The sequence below is a fragment of the Sporosarcina saromensis genome (assembly GCF_054901285.1).
Window position 1 is genome coordinate 1028884 of record NZ_CM142738.1, and the last position, 19404, is coordinate 1048287.

The 19404-nt window shown below is 41.5% G+C and carries 18 protein-coding genes and 5 tRNA genes; 19 read left to right on the forward strand and 4 right to left on the reverse strand.

Annotation, left to right across the window (positions count from 1 at the left end):
• The first annotated feature begins 147 nt into the window (after positions 1-147).
• The 6 genes from ACVHUV_RS05055 to salA all read left to right on the forward strand — a co-directional run bounded on the left by ACVHUV_RS05055 (position 148) and on the right by salA (position 5363).
• Complete coding sequence (locus ACVHUV_RS05055) at positions 148-588, forward strand: MarR family winged helix-turn-helix transcriptional regulator (protein WP_462086304.1); 441 nt, start codon at positions 148-150, stop codon at positions 586-588.
• Between the two features lie 52 nt (positions 589-640).
• Positions 641-1585, forward strand: a complete 945-nt coding sequence (locus ACVHUV_RS05060) for a ring-cleaving dioxygenase (RefSeq protein ID WP_462086305.1) — start codon at positions 641-643, stop codon at positions 1583-1585.
• A gap of 2 nt (positions 1586-1587) precedes the next feature.
• The gene (locus tag ACVHUV_RS05065; protein ID WP_462086306.1) at positions 1588-2643 is read left to right on the forward strand and encodes an LLM class flavin-dependent oxidoreductase; all 1056 of its coding nucleotides are present in this window, start codon (positions 1588-1590) and stop codon (positions 2641-2643) included.
• 296 nt (positions 2644-2939) lie between these two features.
• Positions 2940-3236, forward strand: a complete 297-nt coding sequence (locus tag ACVHUV_RS05070; RefSeq protein ID WP_462086307.1) for a rhodanese-like domain-containing protein — start codon at positions 2940-2942, stop codon at positions 3234-3236.
• 276 nt (positions 3237-3512) lie between these two features.
• On the forward strand, positions 3513-4226 hold the full coding sequence (locus ACVHUV_RS05075) for an N-acetylmuramoyl-L-alanine amidase (RefSeq protein WP_462086308.1): 714 nt from the start codon (positions 3513-3515) through the stop codon (positions 4224-4226).
• A gap of 75 nt (positions 4227-4301) precedes the next feature.
• Complete coding sequence (gene salA / locus ACVHUV_RS05080) at positions 4302-5363, forward strand: iron-sulfur carrier protein/transcriptional regulator SalA (RefSeq protein WP_317943635.1); 1062 nt, start codon at positions 4302-4304, stop codon at positions 5361-5363.
• A 19-nt stretch (positions 5364-5382) separates the two neighbouring features.
• Here salA and gerD read toward each other — a convergent pair whose 3' ends face one another.
• Positions 5383-6018, reverse strand: a complete 636-nt coding sequence (gerD, locus tag ACVHUV_RS05085) for a spore germination lipoprotein GerD (RefSeq protein ID WP_317943633.1) — start codon at positions 6016-6018, stop codon at positions 5383-5385.
• Positions 6019-6128: 110 nt separating this feature from the next.
• On the opposite strand from gerD, the gene ACVHUV_RS05090 reads away from it, so the two are divergent.
• Positions 6129-6809, forward strand: coding sequence for a KinB-signaling pathway activation protein (locus ACVHUV_RS05090; protein ID WP_462086309.1), 681 nt, complete (start codon positions 6129-6131; stop codon positions 6807-6809).
• A 216-nt stretch (positions 6810-7025) separates the two neighbouring features.
• Here the strand turns inward: ACVHUV_RS05090 and ACVHUV_RS05095 are convergent, their stop codons facing one another.
• Positions 7026-7691, reverse strand: coding sequence for a polysaccharide deacetylase family protein (locus tag ACVHUV_RS05095; RefSeq protein ID WP_462086310.1), 666 nt, complete (start codon positions 7689-7691; stop codon positions 7026-7028).
• 190 nt (positions 7692-7881) lie between these two features.
• On the opposite strand from ACVHUV_RS05095, the gene ACVHUV_RS05100 reads away from it, so the two are divergent.
• The 12 genes from ACVHUV_RS05100 (at position 7882) to glmM (ending at position 17445) form a co-directional block, all read left to right on the forward strand.
• Positions 7882-7956 (forward strand) — tRNA-Asn (locus ACVHUV_RS05100).
• Positions 7957-7965: 9 nt separating this feature from the next.
• Positions 7966-8038, forward strand: a tRNA-Thr gene (locus ACVHUV_RS05105).
• 118 nt (positions 8039-8156) lie between these two features.
• Positions 8157-8231: transfer RNA gene (locus tag ACVHUV_RS05110), tRNA-Glu, on the forward strand.
• A 121-nt stretch (positions 8232-8352) separates the two neighbouring features.
• Positions 8353-8437: transfer RNA gene (locus tag ACVHUV_RS05115), tRNA-Tyr, on the forward strand.
• Between the two features lie 54 nt (positions 8438-8491).
• Positions 8492-8566: transfer RNA gene (locus ACVHUV_RS05120), tRNA-Gln, on the forward strand.
• A gap of 702 nt (positions 8567-9268) precedes the next feature.
• Entirely contained in the window at positions 9269-11368 is a 2100-nt protein-coding gene (locus tag ACVHUV_RS05125) for a putative bifunctional diguanylate cyclase/phosphodiesterase (protein WP_462086311.1), read from the forward strand.
• Positions 11369-11443: 75 nt separating this feature from the next.
• Positions 11444-12349: an arginase gene (gene rocF / locus ACVHUV_RS05130; RefSeq protein ID WP_462086312.1), complete on the forward strand. Its 906-nt coding sequence runs from the start codon at positions 11444-11446 to the stop codon at positions 12347-12349.
• A 178-nt stretch (positions 12350-12527) separates the two neighbouring features.
• Positions 12528-13091, forward strand: coding sequence for an RNA polymerase sigma factor SigW (gene sigW, locus ACVHUV_RS05135; RefSeq protein ID WP_462086313.1), 564 nt, complete (start codon positions 12528-12530; stop codon positions 13089-13091).
• 13 nt (positions 13092-13104) lie between these two features.
• A complete protein-coding gene (locus ACVHUV_RS05140) occupies positions 13105-13737 on the forward strand; it encodes a zf-HC2 domain-containing protein (protein ID WP_317943625.1) in 633 nt (210 codons plus the stop codon).
• A 213-nt stretch (positions 13738-13950) separates the two neighbouring features.
• Positions 13951-14787 carry a diadenylate cyclase CdaA gene (gene cdaA / locus ACVHUV_RS05145; protein ID WP_462086314.1) on the forward strand — a complete coding sequence of 279 codons (837 nt, stop codon included), beginning with the start codon at positions 13951-13953 and terminating at the stop codon, positions 14785-14787.
• Complete coding sequence (locus ACVHUV_RS05150) at positions 14777-16048, forward strand: CdaR family protein (protein ID WP_462086315.1); 1272 nt, start codon at positions 14777-14779, stop codon at positions 16046-16048. Before cdaA ends, ACVHUV_RS05150 begins: the two co-directional genes overlap by 11 nt.
• A 44-nt stretch (positions 16049-16092) precedes the next feature.
• Positions 16093-17445 (forward strand): phosphoglucosamine mutase, encoded by a 1353-nt coding sequence (gene glmM / locus ACVHUV_RS05155; protein WP_462086316.1) that lies wholly within the window; start codon positions 16093-16095, stop codon positions 17443-17445.
• A gap of 96 nt (positions 17446-17541) precedes the next feature.
• On the opposite strand, the gene pstA is transcribed toward glmM, so the two are convergent.
• Positions 17542-18426 carry a phosphate ABC transporter permease PstA gene (gene pstA / locus ACVHUV_RS05160; RefSeq protein WP_317943620.1) on the reverse strand — a complete coding sequence of 295 codons (885 nt, stop codon included), beginning with the start codon at positions 18424-18426 and terminating at the stop codon, positions 17542-17544.
• Between the two features lies 1 nt (position 18427).
• A complete protein-coding gene (gene pstC / locus ACVHUV_RS05165) occupies positions 18428-19378 on the reverse strand; it encodes a phosphate ABC transporter permease subunit PstC (protein ID WP_317943795.1) in 951 nt (316 codons plus the stop codon).
• Positions 19379-19404: the final 26 nt, after the last annotated feature.

The window sequence follows — 19404 nt, forward strand, 5'->3', positions numbered from 1 at the left end:
AACATAATAAACTGCGTCATATTTAATGACGGATATTCATGCATTCTTCAATACTTATTGAGGATATATCTTGAATTCGAGATATAATACTTGCAGAACTATCAATTGAGTAGTAAAGTGATAAGTATAAGAGGGAGGTCGAACTAGTTGAAAAAGAATACGAGAGGTTCGTTAATTTGGCTGCGGCTCACTCGTTTCACGAATCAAAGTAACTTGCTTTCAAATGAATTCTTAAAGAAATTCGATCTGACTACCGCGCAATTTGATGTGTTAATGCAAATTTCAACTTACGAGCCATTAACACAAAATGAGTTAGCGAAAAAAGTTACAGTTACACAAGGTGGAATTTCTCGTATGCTCGCTCGTCTTGAAAAAGATGAACTCATTGAACGCAAGCAAGATTGGAAAACGAAATCTATTTCATTAACAAAGAAAGGTAGTGATAAACTCGATCACGCCTTTGAGGCTCAACTTGCATTTCAATCGTCTTTTTTTGATGAGTGTTTAACTGAGGATGAACAAAAAACGTTATATATGCTTATGTCGCGCGTGCAGAAAAATAGTGAAAAGAAAATGGGAGGAAAATAATTTTTTTTGCCCCATCACTTGATTAGTCAATTGATAATTAGGAGGAACAATAATGTACACAATTCCTGGACATCACCACATTTCAATGATTACAAAAGATGCAAAACGAAACAATTATTTTTATCGTGAAGTGCTTGGCTTGCGTCGAGTGAAAAAAACAGTCAACCAAGATGACCCGTCGATGTATCACTTATTTTACGGAGATCAAACAGGAAGTGCAGGCACAGAGTTATCGTTTTTTGAAATTCCAATGGTTGGACGGACATACAGAGGTACCAATGCTATTACCAAAATAGGTCTACTTGTGCCAACCGAAGAGAGCTTGTTGTATTGGAAAGCACGATTTGAAGAATATGGTGTACAGCATGGTGACATTACAAATTACGTCAATCGACCTGCGCTGCATTTTGAGGATTCTGAAGGGTTACGCATGGTACTTCTCGTTTCTAATGGCGCGAAAGTAGACCACTGGGAATCATGGGTAAAATCCAATGTGCCTGTAGAGCACCAGATTCAAGGCATGGGTTCTGTGGAAATATCCGTGCGCAGACTCGATAAATTAGCAAGAACATTAACAGAGATGTTTGGTTATGTAGAAGTATCACGTACAGATGATGAAGCGGTCTTCCAATCAGTTCAGGGAGAAGTATTTGGAGAAATCATTGTGAAAAAGATCGACGGACCAACTGAAAAGCCTGGTCGTGGTAGTATTCATCATTTAGCAATCCGCGTTAAAAACGATGAGGAACTTGCTTACTGGGAAGAACAAGTCCGGTCGTTCGGATTTGCTTCCACTGGAATTGTTGATCGTTTCTACTTTAAAAGCTTATATTTCCGTGAGTCAAATGGGATTTTATTTGAAATTGCAACAGATGGACCAGGTTTCACAATTGACGGTGATATAGAAACACTTGGTGAAAAACTGGACTTGCCGCCATTTTTAGAAACCCGTCGAGCTGAAATTGAAGAAAAGCTACAACCACTAGAGGAGGAATGACAATGGAACAATATCGTATCGATCCATCAAAAGGAATCGAGTTTGGACTGTATTCACTTGGAGATCACATTCCCAATCCGCTAACTGGAGAGACCATTTCAGCTCAACAGCGTATAAAAGAATTAATCGAACTAAGTAAATTAGCGGAACAAGCAGGAATTGATGTGTTTGGAGTAGGTGAAAGTCATCAGACGTACTTTACAACACAAGCTCATACGGTCGTACTAGGTGCGATTGCTCAAGCTACAAAAAAGATTAAAATTACAAGTTCCGCAACGGTTCTTAGTGTTTCAGACCCTGTTCGCGTGTACGAAGACTTTGCCACAATTGATTTAATTTCAGATGGTCGTGCAGAAATTGTTGCTGGTCGAGGTTCCCGTGTAGGTGCGTACCAATTACTAGGTGTTGATTTACAGGACTATGAGGAAATTTTTGAAGAGAAATTAGAACTGCTCAAGAAAATAAACGAAGAAGAACTGATCACATGGCAAGGGCAGTTTCGAGCTCCATTACAAAAAGCTCAAATTTTACCACAGCCGAAAAATGGCTCACTTCCTATTTGGCGTGCAGTCGGAGGGCCCCCTGCAAGTGCCATTAAAGCTGGATATATGGGGATTCCAATGATGCTGACAACGTTAGGTGGGCCAGCCATTAACTTTAAGCATTCCGTTGATGCTTATAGAGAGGCGGCTACACAAAGTGGCTTCGATCCGAGATCATTGCCTATTGCGACAACAAGTCTATTTTATGTTGCTGATACGTCTAAAGAAGCTTTACAAGGCATGTACCCACATATTAACGGCGGTTTCCAAGCTATTCGTGGTGGAGGCTATCCCGAACAGCAATTCGCGCAAGCGCTTGATACCCGTGATGCATTAATGGTTGGGAGCAAAGAAGAGATTATCGAGAAAATGCTTTACCAACACGAGCTTTACGATATGCAACGTTTTATGGCTCAAATTGACTTTGGTGGAGTACCTCTTGAAAAGCTTATGAAAAACATCGAGATTATCGGGAATGATATTATTCCGGCTATCAAAAAATACACAGCAAAGTAAATGGTCAATACAAAGGACTTACTTCATCCGCCGTTAGTATCGTAACGGGAGATAAAACGGTAAATTGCGAGTAGAAGACCTAGAGGATATTGGAAACCTGTTGCTGAATTTGTTTCTTATATTGAATAAAGCTATTGTTCCGGAGCAGGATAAGAGCTATGATGCATAAAGAATGGTGGAAAGAAGAAAATGTTTTTGGACTAGCAATTTGTTTTTTGCAGAGCATAGTAATGGACTCGATACCGCCGGGTGTATATGATATTGGTAAGACATATGCCTATTCAGGAGGTTTTGACATGAAAGAAATTACAACAAGCGAATTACAACAACAGTTAGAGAACGGTGCAGTCCTAAATATGATTGATGTTCGTGAAGCGGACGAAGTGGCTGAGGGAATGATTGAAGGCGCAATCCATATTCCATTAGGGGAAATTCCAGACCGTATGAATGAACTCGATGCATCACAACCGTACATTATGATTTGCCGTTCAGGTGGGCGTAGTGGACGTGCTACAGAGTTTTTGACAGGACATGGTTTTGATGTGTCTAATATGGTTGGCGGCATGTTAGAGTGGTCTGGCGAGGTTAAATAATTGTAGAAGAGAGGAGCCGATAGGGCTTCTTTTTTTATCTACTTTTTGAAATGCACACTCCATCGCTTGTCGGGACTATTCCAAGCGCTCTTCGCTTTAGTGTTCATCCGGCTACAAGCGCTAGCCCTCGAGTCGATTCGATCTTGAAAGAAAAGGCAAAGAGCGCTTTTTTCCAATCTCTCAATCGCTTGTCGGAGCTATTCAACCGCCCTCCGCTTTAGCGGTCATATCTTGACCATCTTTTGCGTATAGTGGAGGAAAAAGGCGGTGTGAATGTTGAAACGATGGCTGGTCATGGGTTTGTTGTTTGCAACTTCTTTACTTGTTGTTTTTTATGGCGTACAGGCTTCAGATCGAGGTTTTTTCATGCCAGAGCAGCTAGGGGGAGTGAAAATTGTCATTGATCCTGGGCATGGGGGATTAGATGGTGGTGCATCGGTTGGAGAGGTCGTCGAGCGTGACATTACGTTAAGCATTGCACATGAATTGAAAAAGAAGCTTGAGAAGGAAGGCGCAATTATCGTGATGACGCGTGAAAAGGATGGAGATGCCATCGCGGAGCATGCACCTAAAGAAAAGTTCGGAACAATACGTCAGCGAAAAATGGCTGATTTGAAACTACGCGAAAACATAGCGATTGAAGAAGAACCCGATATGTTTTTAAGTGTACATGTTAATGCCATACCGGATGAGAGATGGCGTGGATCACAAGTGTTTTATCATGCGGAAGGTCATGAAGGTGGCGAGATGCTCGCTAAGTCCATTCAAAGTTCATTCCGTGATAATTTGCAGAACACCGATCGGGAAGCGATGGCAATTAAAGGCGTCTATTTATTAAAAAAAGTACCGATGCCTTCCGTTCTGATTGAAACCGGCTTCATTTCAAATCCTGAAGAACGTCAATTACTGACGAATCCGTCCTACCATGCGAAAGTAGCGGATGCCATTGTAGAAGGGATCATTCAATTTCATACGGGAGAGGAAAATTAAGCATTACGCCATTTAATAAAGTGCCACTATGTTATACTTAGAATAGATTGAATAAACTTCTAAGGAGTGGCCGAATTGATTAACGAACAAATTATCCGTGAAGTTGTGGGCGAACTAAAGGATCCGTTTTTACATAAAACACTAGCTGAAACCGATGGAATTGTGAACATATCGGTGAAGCCTGAAAAACAGCATGTCAGTGTAAAATTGGCCATCGCTAAAATCAACACGGCGGAGCAAATGAACTTGCAAATGAAAGTAGTAGAAGTCATTAAAGCAGCAGGAGCTGACTCGGTTGGTATTCGATTTGAAGAATTGCCACCCGAAACACTTGAGAAGTTTCGTGGGACAGCAACGGAAGCTGAAGCGCAAGATTTATTATCTCCACTAAATGACATTGAATTCATTTCGATTGCTTCAGGTAAAGGGGGCGTCGGTAAATCTACTGTTTCTGTCAACTTGGCTGTGGGCCTTGCACGATTAGGCAAAAAAGTCGGCCTGATTGATGCGGATATTTACGGCTTCAGTGTTCCAGATATGATGGGAATCACGGAGTTGCCGGTTATTCGTCAAGATCGCATCATTCCTGTCGAACGATTTGGTGTGAAAGTTATCTCCATGGGATTCTTCGTGGAGGATAATGCACCAGTTGTATGGAGAGGACCTATGCTAGGAAAAGTACTCGATCAATTTTTCCGCGATGTCGATTGGGGAGATTTAGATTACTTAATTCTTGATTTGCCACCTGGAACTGGTGACGTTGCGCTTGATATTCACCAAATGATTCCTGCGTCCAAAGAAATCGTTGTTACAACGCCACATCCAACTGCGGCATTCGTTGCAGCGCGCGCCGGTGCAATGGCTCTACAAACGGAGCATACGATTTTAGGTGTAATCGAGAACATGGCTTGGTTCCAATCTCCATCGACTGGAGAAAAGGAATATGTATTTGGTCAAGGTGGAGGTCCGCGTCTCGCAGAGGAATTACGTACGGAACTATTAGGCCAAATTCCGCTCGGACAACCGGATTGGAATGAAACAGAGTTTGCGCCTTCTGTCTATGCAGAAGATCATCCAATTGGGCAAACGTATGCAATGATTGCAGAAACGATTATTGGAAAAACGAAAAAAGCATAATATAAAATGAGCGGGGAGGTTATTCACCTCCGCCGCCTTTTTCTTCTCCGCCAGAATCTCCACCGCCCTCAGATTCGCCACCTTTTTCAGTAGGTGCCACTTCGCCGGCCTTCAAAATAAGTTCTTGCCACTTTGCTTTCATCAGTGGGTTGTTAATTGTTTCCTCTACAGATTTTTCGATTTGTTTCTTCATGTTGGCGGACGATAAAATTGTTTCGAGTTGTTTTTGCATGTCAGGCTGACCGAAAAACTCTTCCATCTCTTTTTGAAATGAAGAATCGTTCATCAACTTGGACATAACATCCTGTTGTTGCTCTTTCATGCTTTTGGCAATGGACTCGGCAAATTTCGGATCTTCAAAAGCCTGTTTCCAAAAGTCCTCACCTTTTTTAGAGAGCAATGTTTCCTCAATCGATTTTTTTACTTCTGGTTGCTCTAAAACGATTAATTCTCGGAATTCGGGATCTGCCATCATTTTACGTATAGCCTTTTTCCCTTCTTCCGTTTGTAAAGCGTCCGTCATCATTTTCTTCATTTCATCATAATTGGGACTTTGCTGTTGCTGACTACAGCCTGCGATAAGGAGGACGAGGAGTAGGTAATGAACCCATTTTTTCATCATGGAAATCAAAATCCCTTCCGATTGCTTTTTCATTTATTGTTCACAATATAAAGGGGAATATGCATGAAACGTACAATGAAATAGATTTTTCGGTGAAACGTTGTTACACTAATGTAAGCAATTGAAAACGGGGGAACACAATCGTGACCATACGAAATTGGGTTAAATTCTTTTTTAATGCATTACTAATAGGTGGAATCGTCACAGCAATCGCGGGATTAATTGTAAGGTGGGAGTTTTTCTCGGAATTTCTTTCAAATGGAGAATACTTTGACTTTATTAGCGCATTCATATGGATGATCTTTCTTGGATTTACGATGAGTGTCGTTGCACAAATGGGCTTCTTCGCGTATCTGACAGTCCATCAGTTTGGCGTAAATATGTTTAAATCGTTGACGCTATGGAATTGGGTTCAATTATTAATTATCGCTGTCGTCCTTTTCGATTTAGTCTTCTTTAGATTCAAGCTGACAGAAGGCGACACAGGCCGTACGCTGTTATACATTACGTTATTGTTTTCACTACTTGCGGTATCTATTGTGACAGCATATTTCAAAGCGAAGTGGACAAAAAAGCACGCACTCATATCTGCATTATTCTTCATGATTGTCATCACAACGCTTGAATGGTTACCAGCTCTTATGGTCCGCTCAGGAAACATCGATTCTTGGGTCACCATATTATTATTCCCACTTTTAGCGGTAAATGCGTACCAGTTGCTTATGCTTCCGAAGTATAACCGCCAATCGGACGTCGATAAAGCACGTCTAGATGCGCGCAGAGAGGCACGCAAAGCAAGCAAAAACACAACAAAAAAGAAATAACAGAAAAAAGCACAACGCCTACTAAGGATGTTGTGTTTTTTCTGTTGTAAAAACATGTGTTACGGCGCACAACTAGCATATAGCACTGTATACATGCCTCAAACGCGGCATAAACTCGTAAAACGCAGCAAACTATCCAAGAACACCGCATACTAAAGAAAAACGCCTCATACTTTCATCTAACTAAGCATACCTAAAAAGAAGATCAGTTTTCTATCACTCCGGTATTCTCTTTGTCTTAATTGACATATTAAACAGTACACCTTCCAGCGATTTATATTCTCGAGTTTCATTCAGTTTTTTAAATGCAGCCATACTAATCCGCTTCTCTCTATAATGGGGAATGGAAATAATCTCTCCTTCTAGAACAGGTGGCGGCTCTCCTTCGTACCATTTCACAGTGGAACCAATTGGATTCACTTCACTGTCCCACAGTGCTGTACGCAAAGAAAGAGGGAACACTTCATCAGAAGTCCGGAACCATAGAGGCTTTGTGCCAAAGTGTTTCTCATACAGTTGCAATTGCTCTGCTAACAATGCCGTATTTTGTTCGTACGAATCACCGGCATGTCCTAATAAACCAATGGGAATATTTTTTTCTTCAATTAATTCCACTATATCCGGAAACCGTTCTACCCAATCCATGTCTAATAGCAATAACGGGTAAGGAGCTTTCAATTCGCTGACCAATTGTTCTACTTCTTCATCACCAAAAGAAATATTAATTGTTAATGCTGACCCGGACATGCCTCGCACAATTACTTCAGCGGGCTCATCCGTTAATCGAAATACAGTTCTTAATGAATCAGAGCCAGGCATATTAGGGAAAAATAGAACAACGACACTTACTACGAGTAGAAGAATTACTATTTTTGTTTTCATGTTACATCTCCTTTGCTACGAATCATATAGAGTACTTTATGAGGCAAGCTTGACCATTATGAGTACACCATGCTACGATAAAAAAGTTGTAACGGAAGGTTGAAAAACTTTTTCTAAAAAAACAGTTGCATTCTTAATGACTTTTGGATATACTAAATCTTGTCGTTGGAGAATAAAAATTTAGTACGATTCCGCAGTAGCTCAGTGGTAGAGCAATCGGCTGTTAACCGATCGGTCGTAGGTTCGAGTCCTACCTGCGGAGCCATTTTTTTATGCTTCCATAGCTCAGTAGGTAGAGTGCTTCCATGGTAAGGAAGAGGTCACCGGTTCGAATCCGGTTGGAAGCTTCTGGAAGTATCTTGGTGAAACCTTCTAAAGAAAATTTAAAAATGGGCTTGCGTAGATCAAACAAATTTGTTACTATAACACTTGTGCGATTCATAACAACGACTTACTTATTATGAAGGCCCCTTGGTCAAGCGGTTAAGACACCGCCCTTTCACGGCGGTAACACGGGTTCGAATCCCGTAGGGGTCACCATGTTTGTTCCTCTTAAATAAAGAGGTATCTATATTGGAAACAATGGATATGTACAATAGTACATAAACAACAAAACCAAAAAAGCTGGCAAAGAGATGCACAGCTTATTATTTTTTTACCTGGTGGGGTAGCGAAGTGGCTAAACGCGGCGGACTGTAAATCCGCTCCCTCAGGGTTCGGCGGTTCGAATCCGTCCCCCACCACCATTATTTTTCTTTTGTAGCAGTTTGGGATACGCAGCATATCACCAAGTATAACGTTGGGGTATAGCCAAGCGGTAAGGCAACGGACTTTGACTCCGTCATTCGTTGGTTCGAATCCAGCTACCCCAGCCAATTTTTTAAAACGCTTCACGTTTTGAAAAATTTGCGAGTAATACCGCAAGGTATTAGGAGCAAACGGGTTTAAAGAATTATTTGCGAGTAATACCGAAAGGTATTAGGAGCAAATGGGTTGAGAGAATTAATTTGCGAGTAATACCAAAAGGTACTAGGAGCAAATGGGTTTAAAGATAGCCTAAAAAAATCAAATACAACACTAACTACCAAAATCCTTATACCTGTAGGGTTTTTTATTTTGCCTAAAATAAACGATTCATGAACTTCTCTTCATATAGTAGAAACGTCTCTCTATTGAAAACATACTTTAATCAAAACTGCGTCCTAACATTGGAGAGCAGTTTTTTTCCTGTTTAATGAAACAACACTGCCCATTTCCTTGCTGTGAAATTAGGAAAATGACTCCACTTTTTCAATCTCTATTTACATGTTTTATCCTCAATCTACCGAAACAGCATAATTCAATCTCGTCAGTATTCAACACCTAGTTACCCTACCGAATTCAATACTCTAAAACATCCTTGCAAACAAAGCGCAACTAACTGCAATTTCGTAAAAAGTTCATACTCCCGTTTCCTATTCTAACGACGAAGGAAGTATGATAGAAAAGTAGTGTTGCAAAATAGGTAAATCAGTCCTTTTATACATATCCCATTTGTACGGATACATTAGTAGAGGAAAAGTGAGTGTGTAGAGTTTATGGAGAAATACATAGAAATGATGCACGAGATGACGGGCAGAACGAATAAACAAGAAGTGGAAGAAATGTTGGCTGATATTGCTTACGCGCTCGACCAATCCGTCATTGTTGCCATCACGGATAGAACCGGGAAAATTACATACGTGAATGATTTATTCGTTAAAACATCGCAATACAGTGCGGAAGAGTTAATTGGACGAACGCATGCAGTCGTTAATTCCGGCTACCACCCAAAATCGTTTTTTAAAGAGATGTGGGCTTCAATTGGTAAAGGGAAGATATGGCATGGTGAAATACGTAACCGTGCAAAGGATGGTAGTTTCTACTGGGTGGATACGAAAATTGTCCCTTTCATGAATGAGTTGGGAATTCCCAATCGGTATATCTCGCTTCGGTATGACATTACGGAGAGGAAGCTGATGGAGCAACAAATTCGAAAAGATGCGGAAGTGTATCAGCTAATCACGGAGAATGCCATCGACTTCATTTCTGTCATTGACCGATCGGGGGAGTTTCAATACATCTCTCCTACTTATGAACAGTTGCGTGGTTGCAATGACACATGCACTACAAACAATCTATTCGCGCTAATTGTTGAAGAAGATCATGAGGTAGTTCATAATGCGATCGCAATGGCAGGGAAAACGCATGAATCGGTAACAGTAGAGTTTCGGATCATCGATCAATTAAAATCCATTCGTACAATGGAGGCAAGTTTAAAACGCATTCGACAAACCGGTGAATACCTCCACAATCTTGTTGTTTCCATGCATGATATTACGGCTCAAAAAGAATCAGAATTACGCATTCAGGATTTGGCTTGCTATGACCAGTTGACAACTTTGTTGAATCGTCATGCGTTCGGCCAAAAACTATATACCAAGCTTGAGCGGGAAAGCTCTTCTTTCGGCCTTGTCTATATGAACATTGATCGGTTTCGACACATAAATGATTCCTTTGGTCAAGAAACAGGGGATTATGTTTTGTCGGTCGTTGCAGAACGCTTAAAAAAAGCGCTCGGGAGAGAGGCTATGCTAGGTCGAATTTCTGGTGATGAGTTTGCATTCATTCTCCCACAAGCTTACGATGAAAAAGATGCATTCCTTTTGACAGAACGTATACAAAATCAACTGGCGCAACCGGTATTGATTGGAAGTGATTTGTACGTAGTATCGACCAGTTGTGGGATTGTAATGTTTCCGCAGCATGGCCGTACACCTTCTGTTTTATTAATGAAAGCTGAGAAAGCCTTGCATGTTGTCAAGGAACATGGTGGCGGTAGTCTGCAGATGTACGAGCCCGGTACTGCACAGAAAACGTTGGAACGGATATTGCTTGAAAATGAGTTAAGGAAGAGTGTTCAAAAGGGGCATTTTACGTTAGAATATCAACCCAAAATGAATTTGGAACTAGGTGAACTAAGTGGCGTAGAAGCGCTGGTCCGTTGGAATCATCCTGACTTAGGACGTATCCCTCCTGATACTTTTATTCCCCTCGCGGAAGAAACAAAAATTATTGTGCCGTTAGGTGAATGGATTTTACGCCAAGCTTGCAAGCAGGCGTGGCAATGGAGAAAACAAGGGTTCAAGCCGTTTCGAATTGCCGTCAACATGTCAACGGTTCAGCTTGAAGAACCGGATATTGTATCTACCATTAAGCGCGTTCTACATGAAGAAGACGTAACTCCAGAATTTATTGAAATTGAGCTGACGGAATCTTCGTTTGCAGATCGTGTGGAAATGCGCCATACCATACAAGCCATTCGGGAGATAGGAATTACTGTAGCCATAGACGATTTTGGGACGGGATACAGCACGTTTAGCTATATAAAAGAATTGCCTGCAGATACATTAAAAATTGATATGTCTTTTATTCAGGACATCGATGTGAATGAACAAAGCAGAGCGATTGTAAAAGCGATTGTTACGCTAGCTGACACAGCAGGATTGCGTGTGATTGCTGAAGGGATTGAGACGGAAGAGCAGGCAAAACTGCTACTTACATTAGGTTGTAAAGAAGGGCAAGGATACTTCTACAGTAAACCAGTTCCGGCGGATGAGTGTGAATACATGATTCCTAAAACATTGGAATATGAATAAATATCCGAAAACTTGTCAAGTTGAGCCATTTTCAATAACGTTTTACAATAGTAAGCGTAAGGGAGGTTGGCGAAAATGAAAAAACTAGACATTGCATTGATAGGTGTACCACTCGACTATGGACAAAGCCGTAGAGGGGTGGATATGGGACCTAGCGCTATACGTTATGCAGGCGCAATTAAACGGTTGGAAGCAATCGGCCATTCGCTGACTGACGAAGGGGATATACAAGTTAGTGCGATTGAAAGAAGAGACCGTGAAGAGACAAATTTGAAAAACTTGGAGGAAGTTGTCCAAGCGACGAGCAAGCTTGCAAATAAAGTAGCTGAAGTTGTTGAAAAAGGGCATTTCCCGCTTGTACTCGGTGGCGATCATAGCATCGCGATCGGAACAATTGCAGGCTTAACAGCGAAATATAACAATTTAGGTGTCATTTGGTATGATGCTCACGCTGATATGAATACGGCAGACACATCACCATCAGGTAACATTCATGGAATGCCTTTAGCAGTCACGATGGGGCTAGGTCATGAAAAATTAGTAAATATCTTTAAAGATGGTCAAAAAGTGAAGCCTGAAAACATTGTCATTATCGGAGCTCGTTCCGTTGACCCTGGTGAACGTGAATTGATTAAAGAAAAAGGCGTAAAAGTATATTCTATGCACGAAATTGATCGTGATGGGATGACAGCAGTTATGAAGGATGCCATTACTTATTTACAATCAAAAAATTTGGATGGCGTTCATTTGTCATTGGATCTTGATGGATTAGATCCATTATATACGCCAGGTGTAGGAACGCCAGTTCAAGGCGGCATCAGCTATCGTGAAAGTCATCTTGCAATGGAAATGCTTGAGGATTCCAAAATGATCACATCTGCAGAATTCGTTGAAGTGAATCCGATTCTAGATGAAAAGAATAAAACAGCGGATGTCGCAGTCGGTTTAATGGGCTCGTTGTTCGGTGAAAAGCTTCTATAAAAGAAATGGGCTACTTGAAATAATTTCAAGTAGTCTATTTTATTCTCTTAAAATATTGTAAAGTAAGGAAATAGTTTTCAAAGTTTGGTAAAATAAAAAAGATACATAAAAAATGAAACCTGTTGCACCCTTCGAACGTATAGAAGGAACAGCCGCATAGAGCGGAGGATGAGATTCATTGGATGAATTGATCAATAAACGAATAAATCAAGTGATCAAAGGCAATCAAGAAGCATTCGAAGACATCGTAACGTATTATCAACACCGGCTGTATCAAGTTTGTTATCGAATGCTAGGAAATGCCCAAGAAGCAGAAGATATTGCCCAAGAAGCTTTTGTCAGAGCGTACGTCAATATTCATACGTATGATCAGAAGCGAAAATTTTCGACATGGTTATATCGGATTGCTACAAATTTATGCATCGATCGAATTCGGAAAAAGAAACCGGATTATTATCTAGATGCGACCGTACCGGGGACGGATGGGCTTGATATGTACTCCCAGATTGCCGCGGCGGGTGATTTGCCGGAGGAAGAAGTGGAACGTATGGAGACGCAAGACCGCGTACAGTACGAAATCAGTAGACTCCCCGACAAATACCGAACCGTCATTATTCTTCGTTACTTGGAAGAATTGCCGTTACAAGAGATCAGTGATATTTTAGAATTACCATTAGGTACCGTAAAGACCCGCGTTCACCGTGGTCGGGAAGCACTCCGGAAGCAAATGGGTAATATGTAGGAGGGAACTAAGTATGAATACGTGTCAGGAACCAGTGATCCACTTAATGCACGCGTATTTAGACGGAGACATTAGCCGTGAAGAAGAGCAAATGTTACAAGAGCATTTAGCTGCATGTCCGAAATGCAGAGACATGATGGAAGAATTTAAAATGTCGGCTCTATTCCTTCAACGTGCAGAGCCCGTTCAAGCACCGGAAGGATTTGTCTCAGACGTCATGACACGTCTTCCGAAAGAAAAATCGCAAGCAGGATTTCAGCGTCTGTTAAGAAGGCATCCATTAGTAGCAGCCGCTGCACTATTTTTCATATTAATGAGTGCAACGCTCTTTTCCAATTTCAACAATAATCAGCAATTCTCCTTCACAAAGCAACCGAACCTGGTCATTGAAGGCGAAACTGTCGTAGTTCCAGCTGGTGAAGTTGTAAAAGGAGATCTTGTCGTGAAAAATGGCGACATTCGTATTGAAGGAGAAGTTGACGGTAATGTAACTGTTATCCACGGCTCTAAATATATGGCATCGACTGCTGTCGTTACAGGAAACATAGAAGAAATTGATAAAGTATTTGATTGGCTATGGTATAAAATCAAAGAAGTTTTCAAAGAAGTTGTACCTTCATCGAAAAGTGAACCTGTAGAAGAATAGCAAGGAAAAACGATCGGTTACGTTTCATAAAAGCGTCCGATCGTTTTATGTTGCGAAAGGGAAGTAGAGAGTTATTCTGCAGTCTTTCTGTACCGATGACAGCGAAAGACTCCTCCCGTAGCACGCGCTATGCATTGACGTTTCAGAAGCATTGGCGGACAGCTGTATGCTATACTAGTAATTAAGAATTTGGGATGAAAGTGAGGGAAGCACATGCCTGTGTGGGAGTCAATTACAAGTTCAAGTCCAGTAGAAATACTGAAAAATATCGTGGATGTGCTTCTCGTTTGGTTTGTTTTCTATAAACTGATTACAATCGTCAAAGGAACGAAGGCAGTTCAATTACTTAAAGGGATATTTGTAATCCTATTCGCCAATATTTTGACCAGATACTTAGGTCTTGATACGTTGAATTGGATGATGGAGCAAGTCCTTACATACGGTTTTCTGGTGGTAATCATCATTTTCCAACCTGAATTGAGGCGAGCTTTGGAGCAATTGGGCCGCGGTCGATTGTTTGCACGTTCGGCCATGCAGGAAGAAGAGGAACGAGACCGTTTGATAGAAGCGTTCAATAAGTCTGTCAGTTATATGGCAAAACGTCGGATTGGCGCGCTTATTTCCATAGAAAGAGAAACGGGTCTAAGTGAATATATTGAAACAGGCATCCAGATGAACTCCAACGTAACTTCCGAGTTGCTCATTAATATTTTCATCCCGAACACACCGTTACATGATGGAGCGGTTATTTTACAAAAAAATCGTATTGCTGCAGCCGGTTGCTATTTGCCACTTTCTGAAAATCCGTTTATCTCTAAAGAACTGGGTACACGCCATCGGGCCGCATTAGGCATTAGTGAAGTTACGGATGCAATAACGATCATTGTTTCAGAAGAGACAGGTGCCGTCAGTCTTACAGCAAATGGTGATATTAACCGTAATCTGTCAATGGAAGAATTCGAAAAGCAACTACGGAAAGTTTGGTTTGGTGGAGAAGAACAGGTAACTTCTACTTCATTCTGGAAAAGGGGGAAGCGGAATGACGGATAAGTTCATGGATTCCCCATGGTTTCTTCGTTTTACAGCTTTGGCACTTGCCATTGTCCTATTCTTTTCTGTCAAAGCGGAGGATGACAAAACAAACAAAAACGCTGTCGGGGATATGCAAGATATTATTAATGATGTTCCTGTAGAAGTGTATTATGATAATGAAAACTTAGTTGTCACAGGCGTCCCAGAGACCGTCAATATGACAATTGATGGACCAGCCAACTTAGTGAAAACAACAAAACTACTGAAAGATTTCACGTTAAAAGTCGATTTGAGAAGTTTGCCGAATGGTCGACATAAAGTGAAGATTCTAACTGAAAATGTTTCGGAGAAGTTAGACGTACGGTTAGACCCGGCAACTGTCGATGTTGTCATTGAAGAAAAAATTACACAGTCGTTCAAGGTAGATGCTGAATTGAATGAAAGACTCCTCGCTGACGATTTCTATGTTGCAAATATGGAAGTGGAACCTTCTTCCGTTCAAGTAACCGGTGCGAAAAGTGTAATTGAATCAATTAGCTTTGTGAAGGTTTCAGCAACAGGTGATCCAGGTATAAATAAATCGTTTGAGCAAAAAGCGAGAGTCCGTGTGCTTGACCGTGAGTTAAATAAATTGAATGTAACGATCGAACCTGCTGATGTCGTAGTGAAAGTTGACGTGGAAGAAAACAATAAAGAAGTACCAATCGTACTTCGTCAACGTGGAACACCTGCTGACAATATAACGATTGATGCGTTGAAGACTGAAACAAGAACGGTAAGATTATACGGACCGAAGAGTATCCTTGATTCGATTAAAGAAATACGCGTGGATGTTGATGTATCTAAAGTAGAAGAATCAGGCTCTATGGAGTTGGCGCTCAAGAAGCCGAAGGGCGTATCAAGTCTATCGGAAAGCAAGATTACTGTAAATGTTGAAGCGAGTGTAAAACCTGAAGAAGAGACGACCGACGTTTCCATACAACCTGAAGAAGAGGATGTCACGAGAGAATTTAAAGGTATCCCGATCATTGTAAACAAGCTCGATGAAAAATTTACGAGCACTTTTATTAAACCTGAGTCAGGGGTTGTCGATCTGACGGTCACTGCGAAAGAAGAAGTACTTAATGAGCTGGCCATAACTGATTTTATAATAACGGTGGATGCTTCTGAGACTGCTAGTGAAGGGCAACATATCTATCCACTGAATGTACAAGCGCCAAATCAGGTCGCTTGGGAACTTTCTATAGAAGAAGTGACAGTTGAGATCAAGCTCGCTTGATGATGAACAAGCTGATGAATCAGCATTGAAAGGGAGAATGAATGATGACGAAGTATTTTGGAACAGATGGAGTCCGTGGAGTGGCAAATACAGAATTGACACCAGAGCTTGCATTTAAATTAGGAAGAATTGGTGGGCATGTGTTAACAAAAGATTCGCATGAAACGGCTCAAGTGCTTGTTGGTCGCGATACAAGGATTTCAGGCAATATGCTTGAGAATGCACTAATTGCAGGGCTTTTATCTACTGGCGTGGAAGTGATGAGACTTGGTGTGATCAGTACACCTGGTGTTGCTTATTTGACTCGTGCGATGAATGCTGATGCAGGTGTAATGATTTCCGCATCTCACAATCCAGTGGAAGATAACGGCATCAAGTTTTTTGGTGCAGATGGCTTTAAGCTGACAGATGAGCAGGAGGAAGAATTTGAAGCACTCTTAAACGCTGAAACGGATAACTTACCTCGACCGACTGGTGCGGATGTTGGAACAGTAACGGATTACTTTGAAGGTGGCCATAAATACATCCAATACTTGAAACAGACAGTGGATGAAGAATTCACAGACCTTCATATTGCATTGGACTGCGCACATGGTGCAACTTCAACATTAGCAACACACGTATTTGCTGATTTGGATGCCGACTTATCAACAATCGGCGCATCACCAAATGGATTAAATATTAACGACGGAGTAGGTTCTACTCATCCGGAAGGACTTTGTAAGCTAGTCGTTGAAAAGAATGCAGACGTTGGTCTGGCGTTTGACGGCGATGGAGATCGACTCATTGCAGTAGATGAACTTGGACGAGTGGTCGATGGAGATCAGATCATGTTTATTATCGGTCAGCACTTGCATTCAAAAGGTCGTCTAAAGTCAAACACGATTGTTTCAACGATCATGAGTAATCTTGGTTTCTACAAGGCGTTAGATACGCATGGTATGACAAGTGTGAAAACAGCGGTTGGAGATCGCTATGTCGTCGAAGAAATGAAAAAAGGAAATTATAATCTTGGTGGAGAGCAATCCGGCCACATTATTTTCCTTGATTACAACACGACGGGTGATGGGTTGTTAACCGCTTTACAACTTGTGAACATTATGAAGAAAACCGGTAAGAAGTTATCGGAGCTAGCAAGTGAAATGACAATTTACCCGCAAGAACTTGTCAATGTTCGCGTAACAGATAAACATAAAGTGACTGAAAACGAAAAAGTTGCAGCTGTCATTAAAGAAGTTGAAGAGGAGATGGCTGGCAACGGAAGAGTGCTCGTCCGTCCATCAGGAACAGAGCCACTTGTACGTGTAATGGTGGAAGCGCCAGATCACGATGCATGTGAGCGGTATGTAAATAAAATCGCAGATGCAGTACGACAAGAAATGGGATTAGAAGGATAAGTAAAAAAGACTGGAAACTTCTCTGTTGAGAGGTTTCCAGTCTTTTTAATTATAGGCGGAGAGAAGAGGGATCTTCTTCCTTGTTGTTTAGGTTGATTAAAACACGCGCTGAAACTTATTGCGAATAATAATCGCCGTTGAATTCAAGACGAACAATGCAACCAACAGGACAATGATTGTAGCTGCTGCGAGATTTGCATATTCTGCAACGAGTGAAGCGTCTAGTGTCCAGTAGTAAATTTGCATTGGCAATACAGTGAAACGATCCATTATACCGCCCGGGAAGGGGATGAGTAGCGCTGGAATACCGATGACAACTAATGGGGCAGTCTCCCCGATTGCTCTTGATAATGAAAGGATTGCTCCTGTCAAAATGCCAGGCAGTGCAGCAGGTAAGATGATGCGTTGGATTGTTTGCCATTTTGTCGCTCCTAATCCATATGAAGCTTCACTTAATTGGAACGGAATGGCTCGAATTGCTTCCTGACTTGCAACGATGACAATCGGCAAGATTAGAAGAGACATCGTCAATCCACCGGCAAGAACGACACTACCTAAGTCTAGTACACGGACAAAAACAGTCAGACCAAGAATTCCATACACGATGGAAGGTACACCAGCTAAGTTTGAAATGTTAGTTTGAATAAAACCGACCAATTTCCCTTTCTTCGCATACATCTCCAAGTAAATTGCCGTACCAACTCCTAGGAACATCGTTACAGGAGCGACAACAAGCATTAGCCAAAACGTACCGAGGATCGCACCCATAATGCCTGCTCGTTCTGGTTGTGTGGAAAGTTTACCAGTAAGGAAGTCGATGTTAATTGCCCCGATACCTTCTGACACAACGCGTACAAGTAAAACGACGAGGAAGAACAGTCCAAAAAATGCGGAGAGCATGAATATGAATTTTGAGATCTGGTTAAGCAGTAAACGGAATTTCATGCGTCTCATAAGTGTTGTTTCGCTCTGTTGGTGCATCTTAATATTCCTCCCTGAACTTCTTAGAAACAGCTCTTGCAAGTAGATTCATAAGCAATGTGAAAACAAATAAGGTCATGGCAACTGCATACAAACTGTAATAGACGGTAGATCCGGAAGCTGCGTCTCCTCCAGTTACCTCAACGATATAGGCCGTCATCGTCTGCATCGATTGTGTAATATCAAATGTGAAATTCTTTGTACTACCACTTGCGATCGTCACGATCATCGTTTCTCCGATCGCACGTGAGATCCCAAGTACGAAGGATGCAATAATGCCCGATAAAGCCGCCGGAATGACTACTCTTCGTGTTACTTCAAGTTTTGTAGAGCCTAAGCCATAAGCTCCTTCGCGCATGGACCGAGGTACGGAACTCATCGCATCTTCAGATAACGAGGCGATCATCGGGATGATCATGACGCCCATGACGATTCCGGGACTTAAAATATTCGTCGCTTGAAGGCTTGGAATGAATTCACGCAATAACGGTGTCACGAACGTAAAAGCGAAGAATCCATAAACAATTGTCGGAACACCTGCCAGTAGCTCTAATAATGGTTTGACGACTTTACGCACTTTTGGTGATGCATATTCACTTAAGTAAATGGCAGCCATTAAACCAATTGGAGCTGCAACCGCCATCGCAATCAGTGAAGAAGTGATCGTTCCCATTAATAAAGGAAGCACGCCAAACTCAGGCGTTTGACTTAAAGGTTTCAGTACAGTTCCAGTAAAGAAGTCTACAATTGGAACACGTTTAAAGAACTCGATCGTTTCAGCCAACAGTGTCCAAATGATACCAAGTGTAGTGAGAATCGAGAGGGAGGCGAGAACGAGTAGAAAGACAGGTATGAGCCGTTCAATTTTCCGGCGTAAGGAATTACTCCGTTGATTTTGGTCTATCATATCTCGAATGCTGACCGATTTTGTTTTTGTAAATTCGCTGTTCATCATAAGAGGAACCCCTTCCGCAAAGT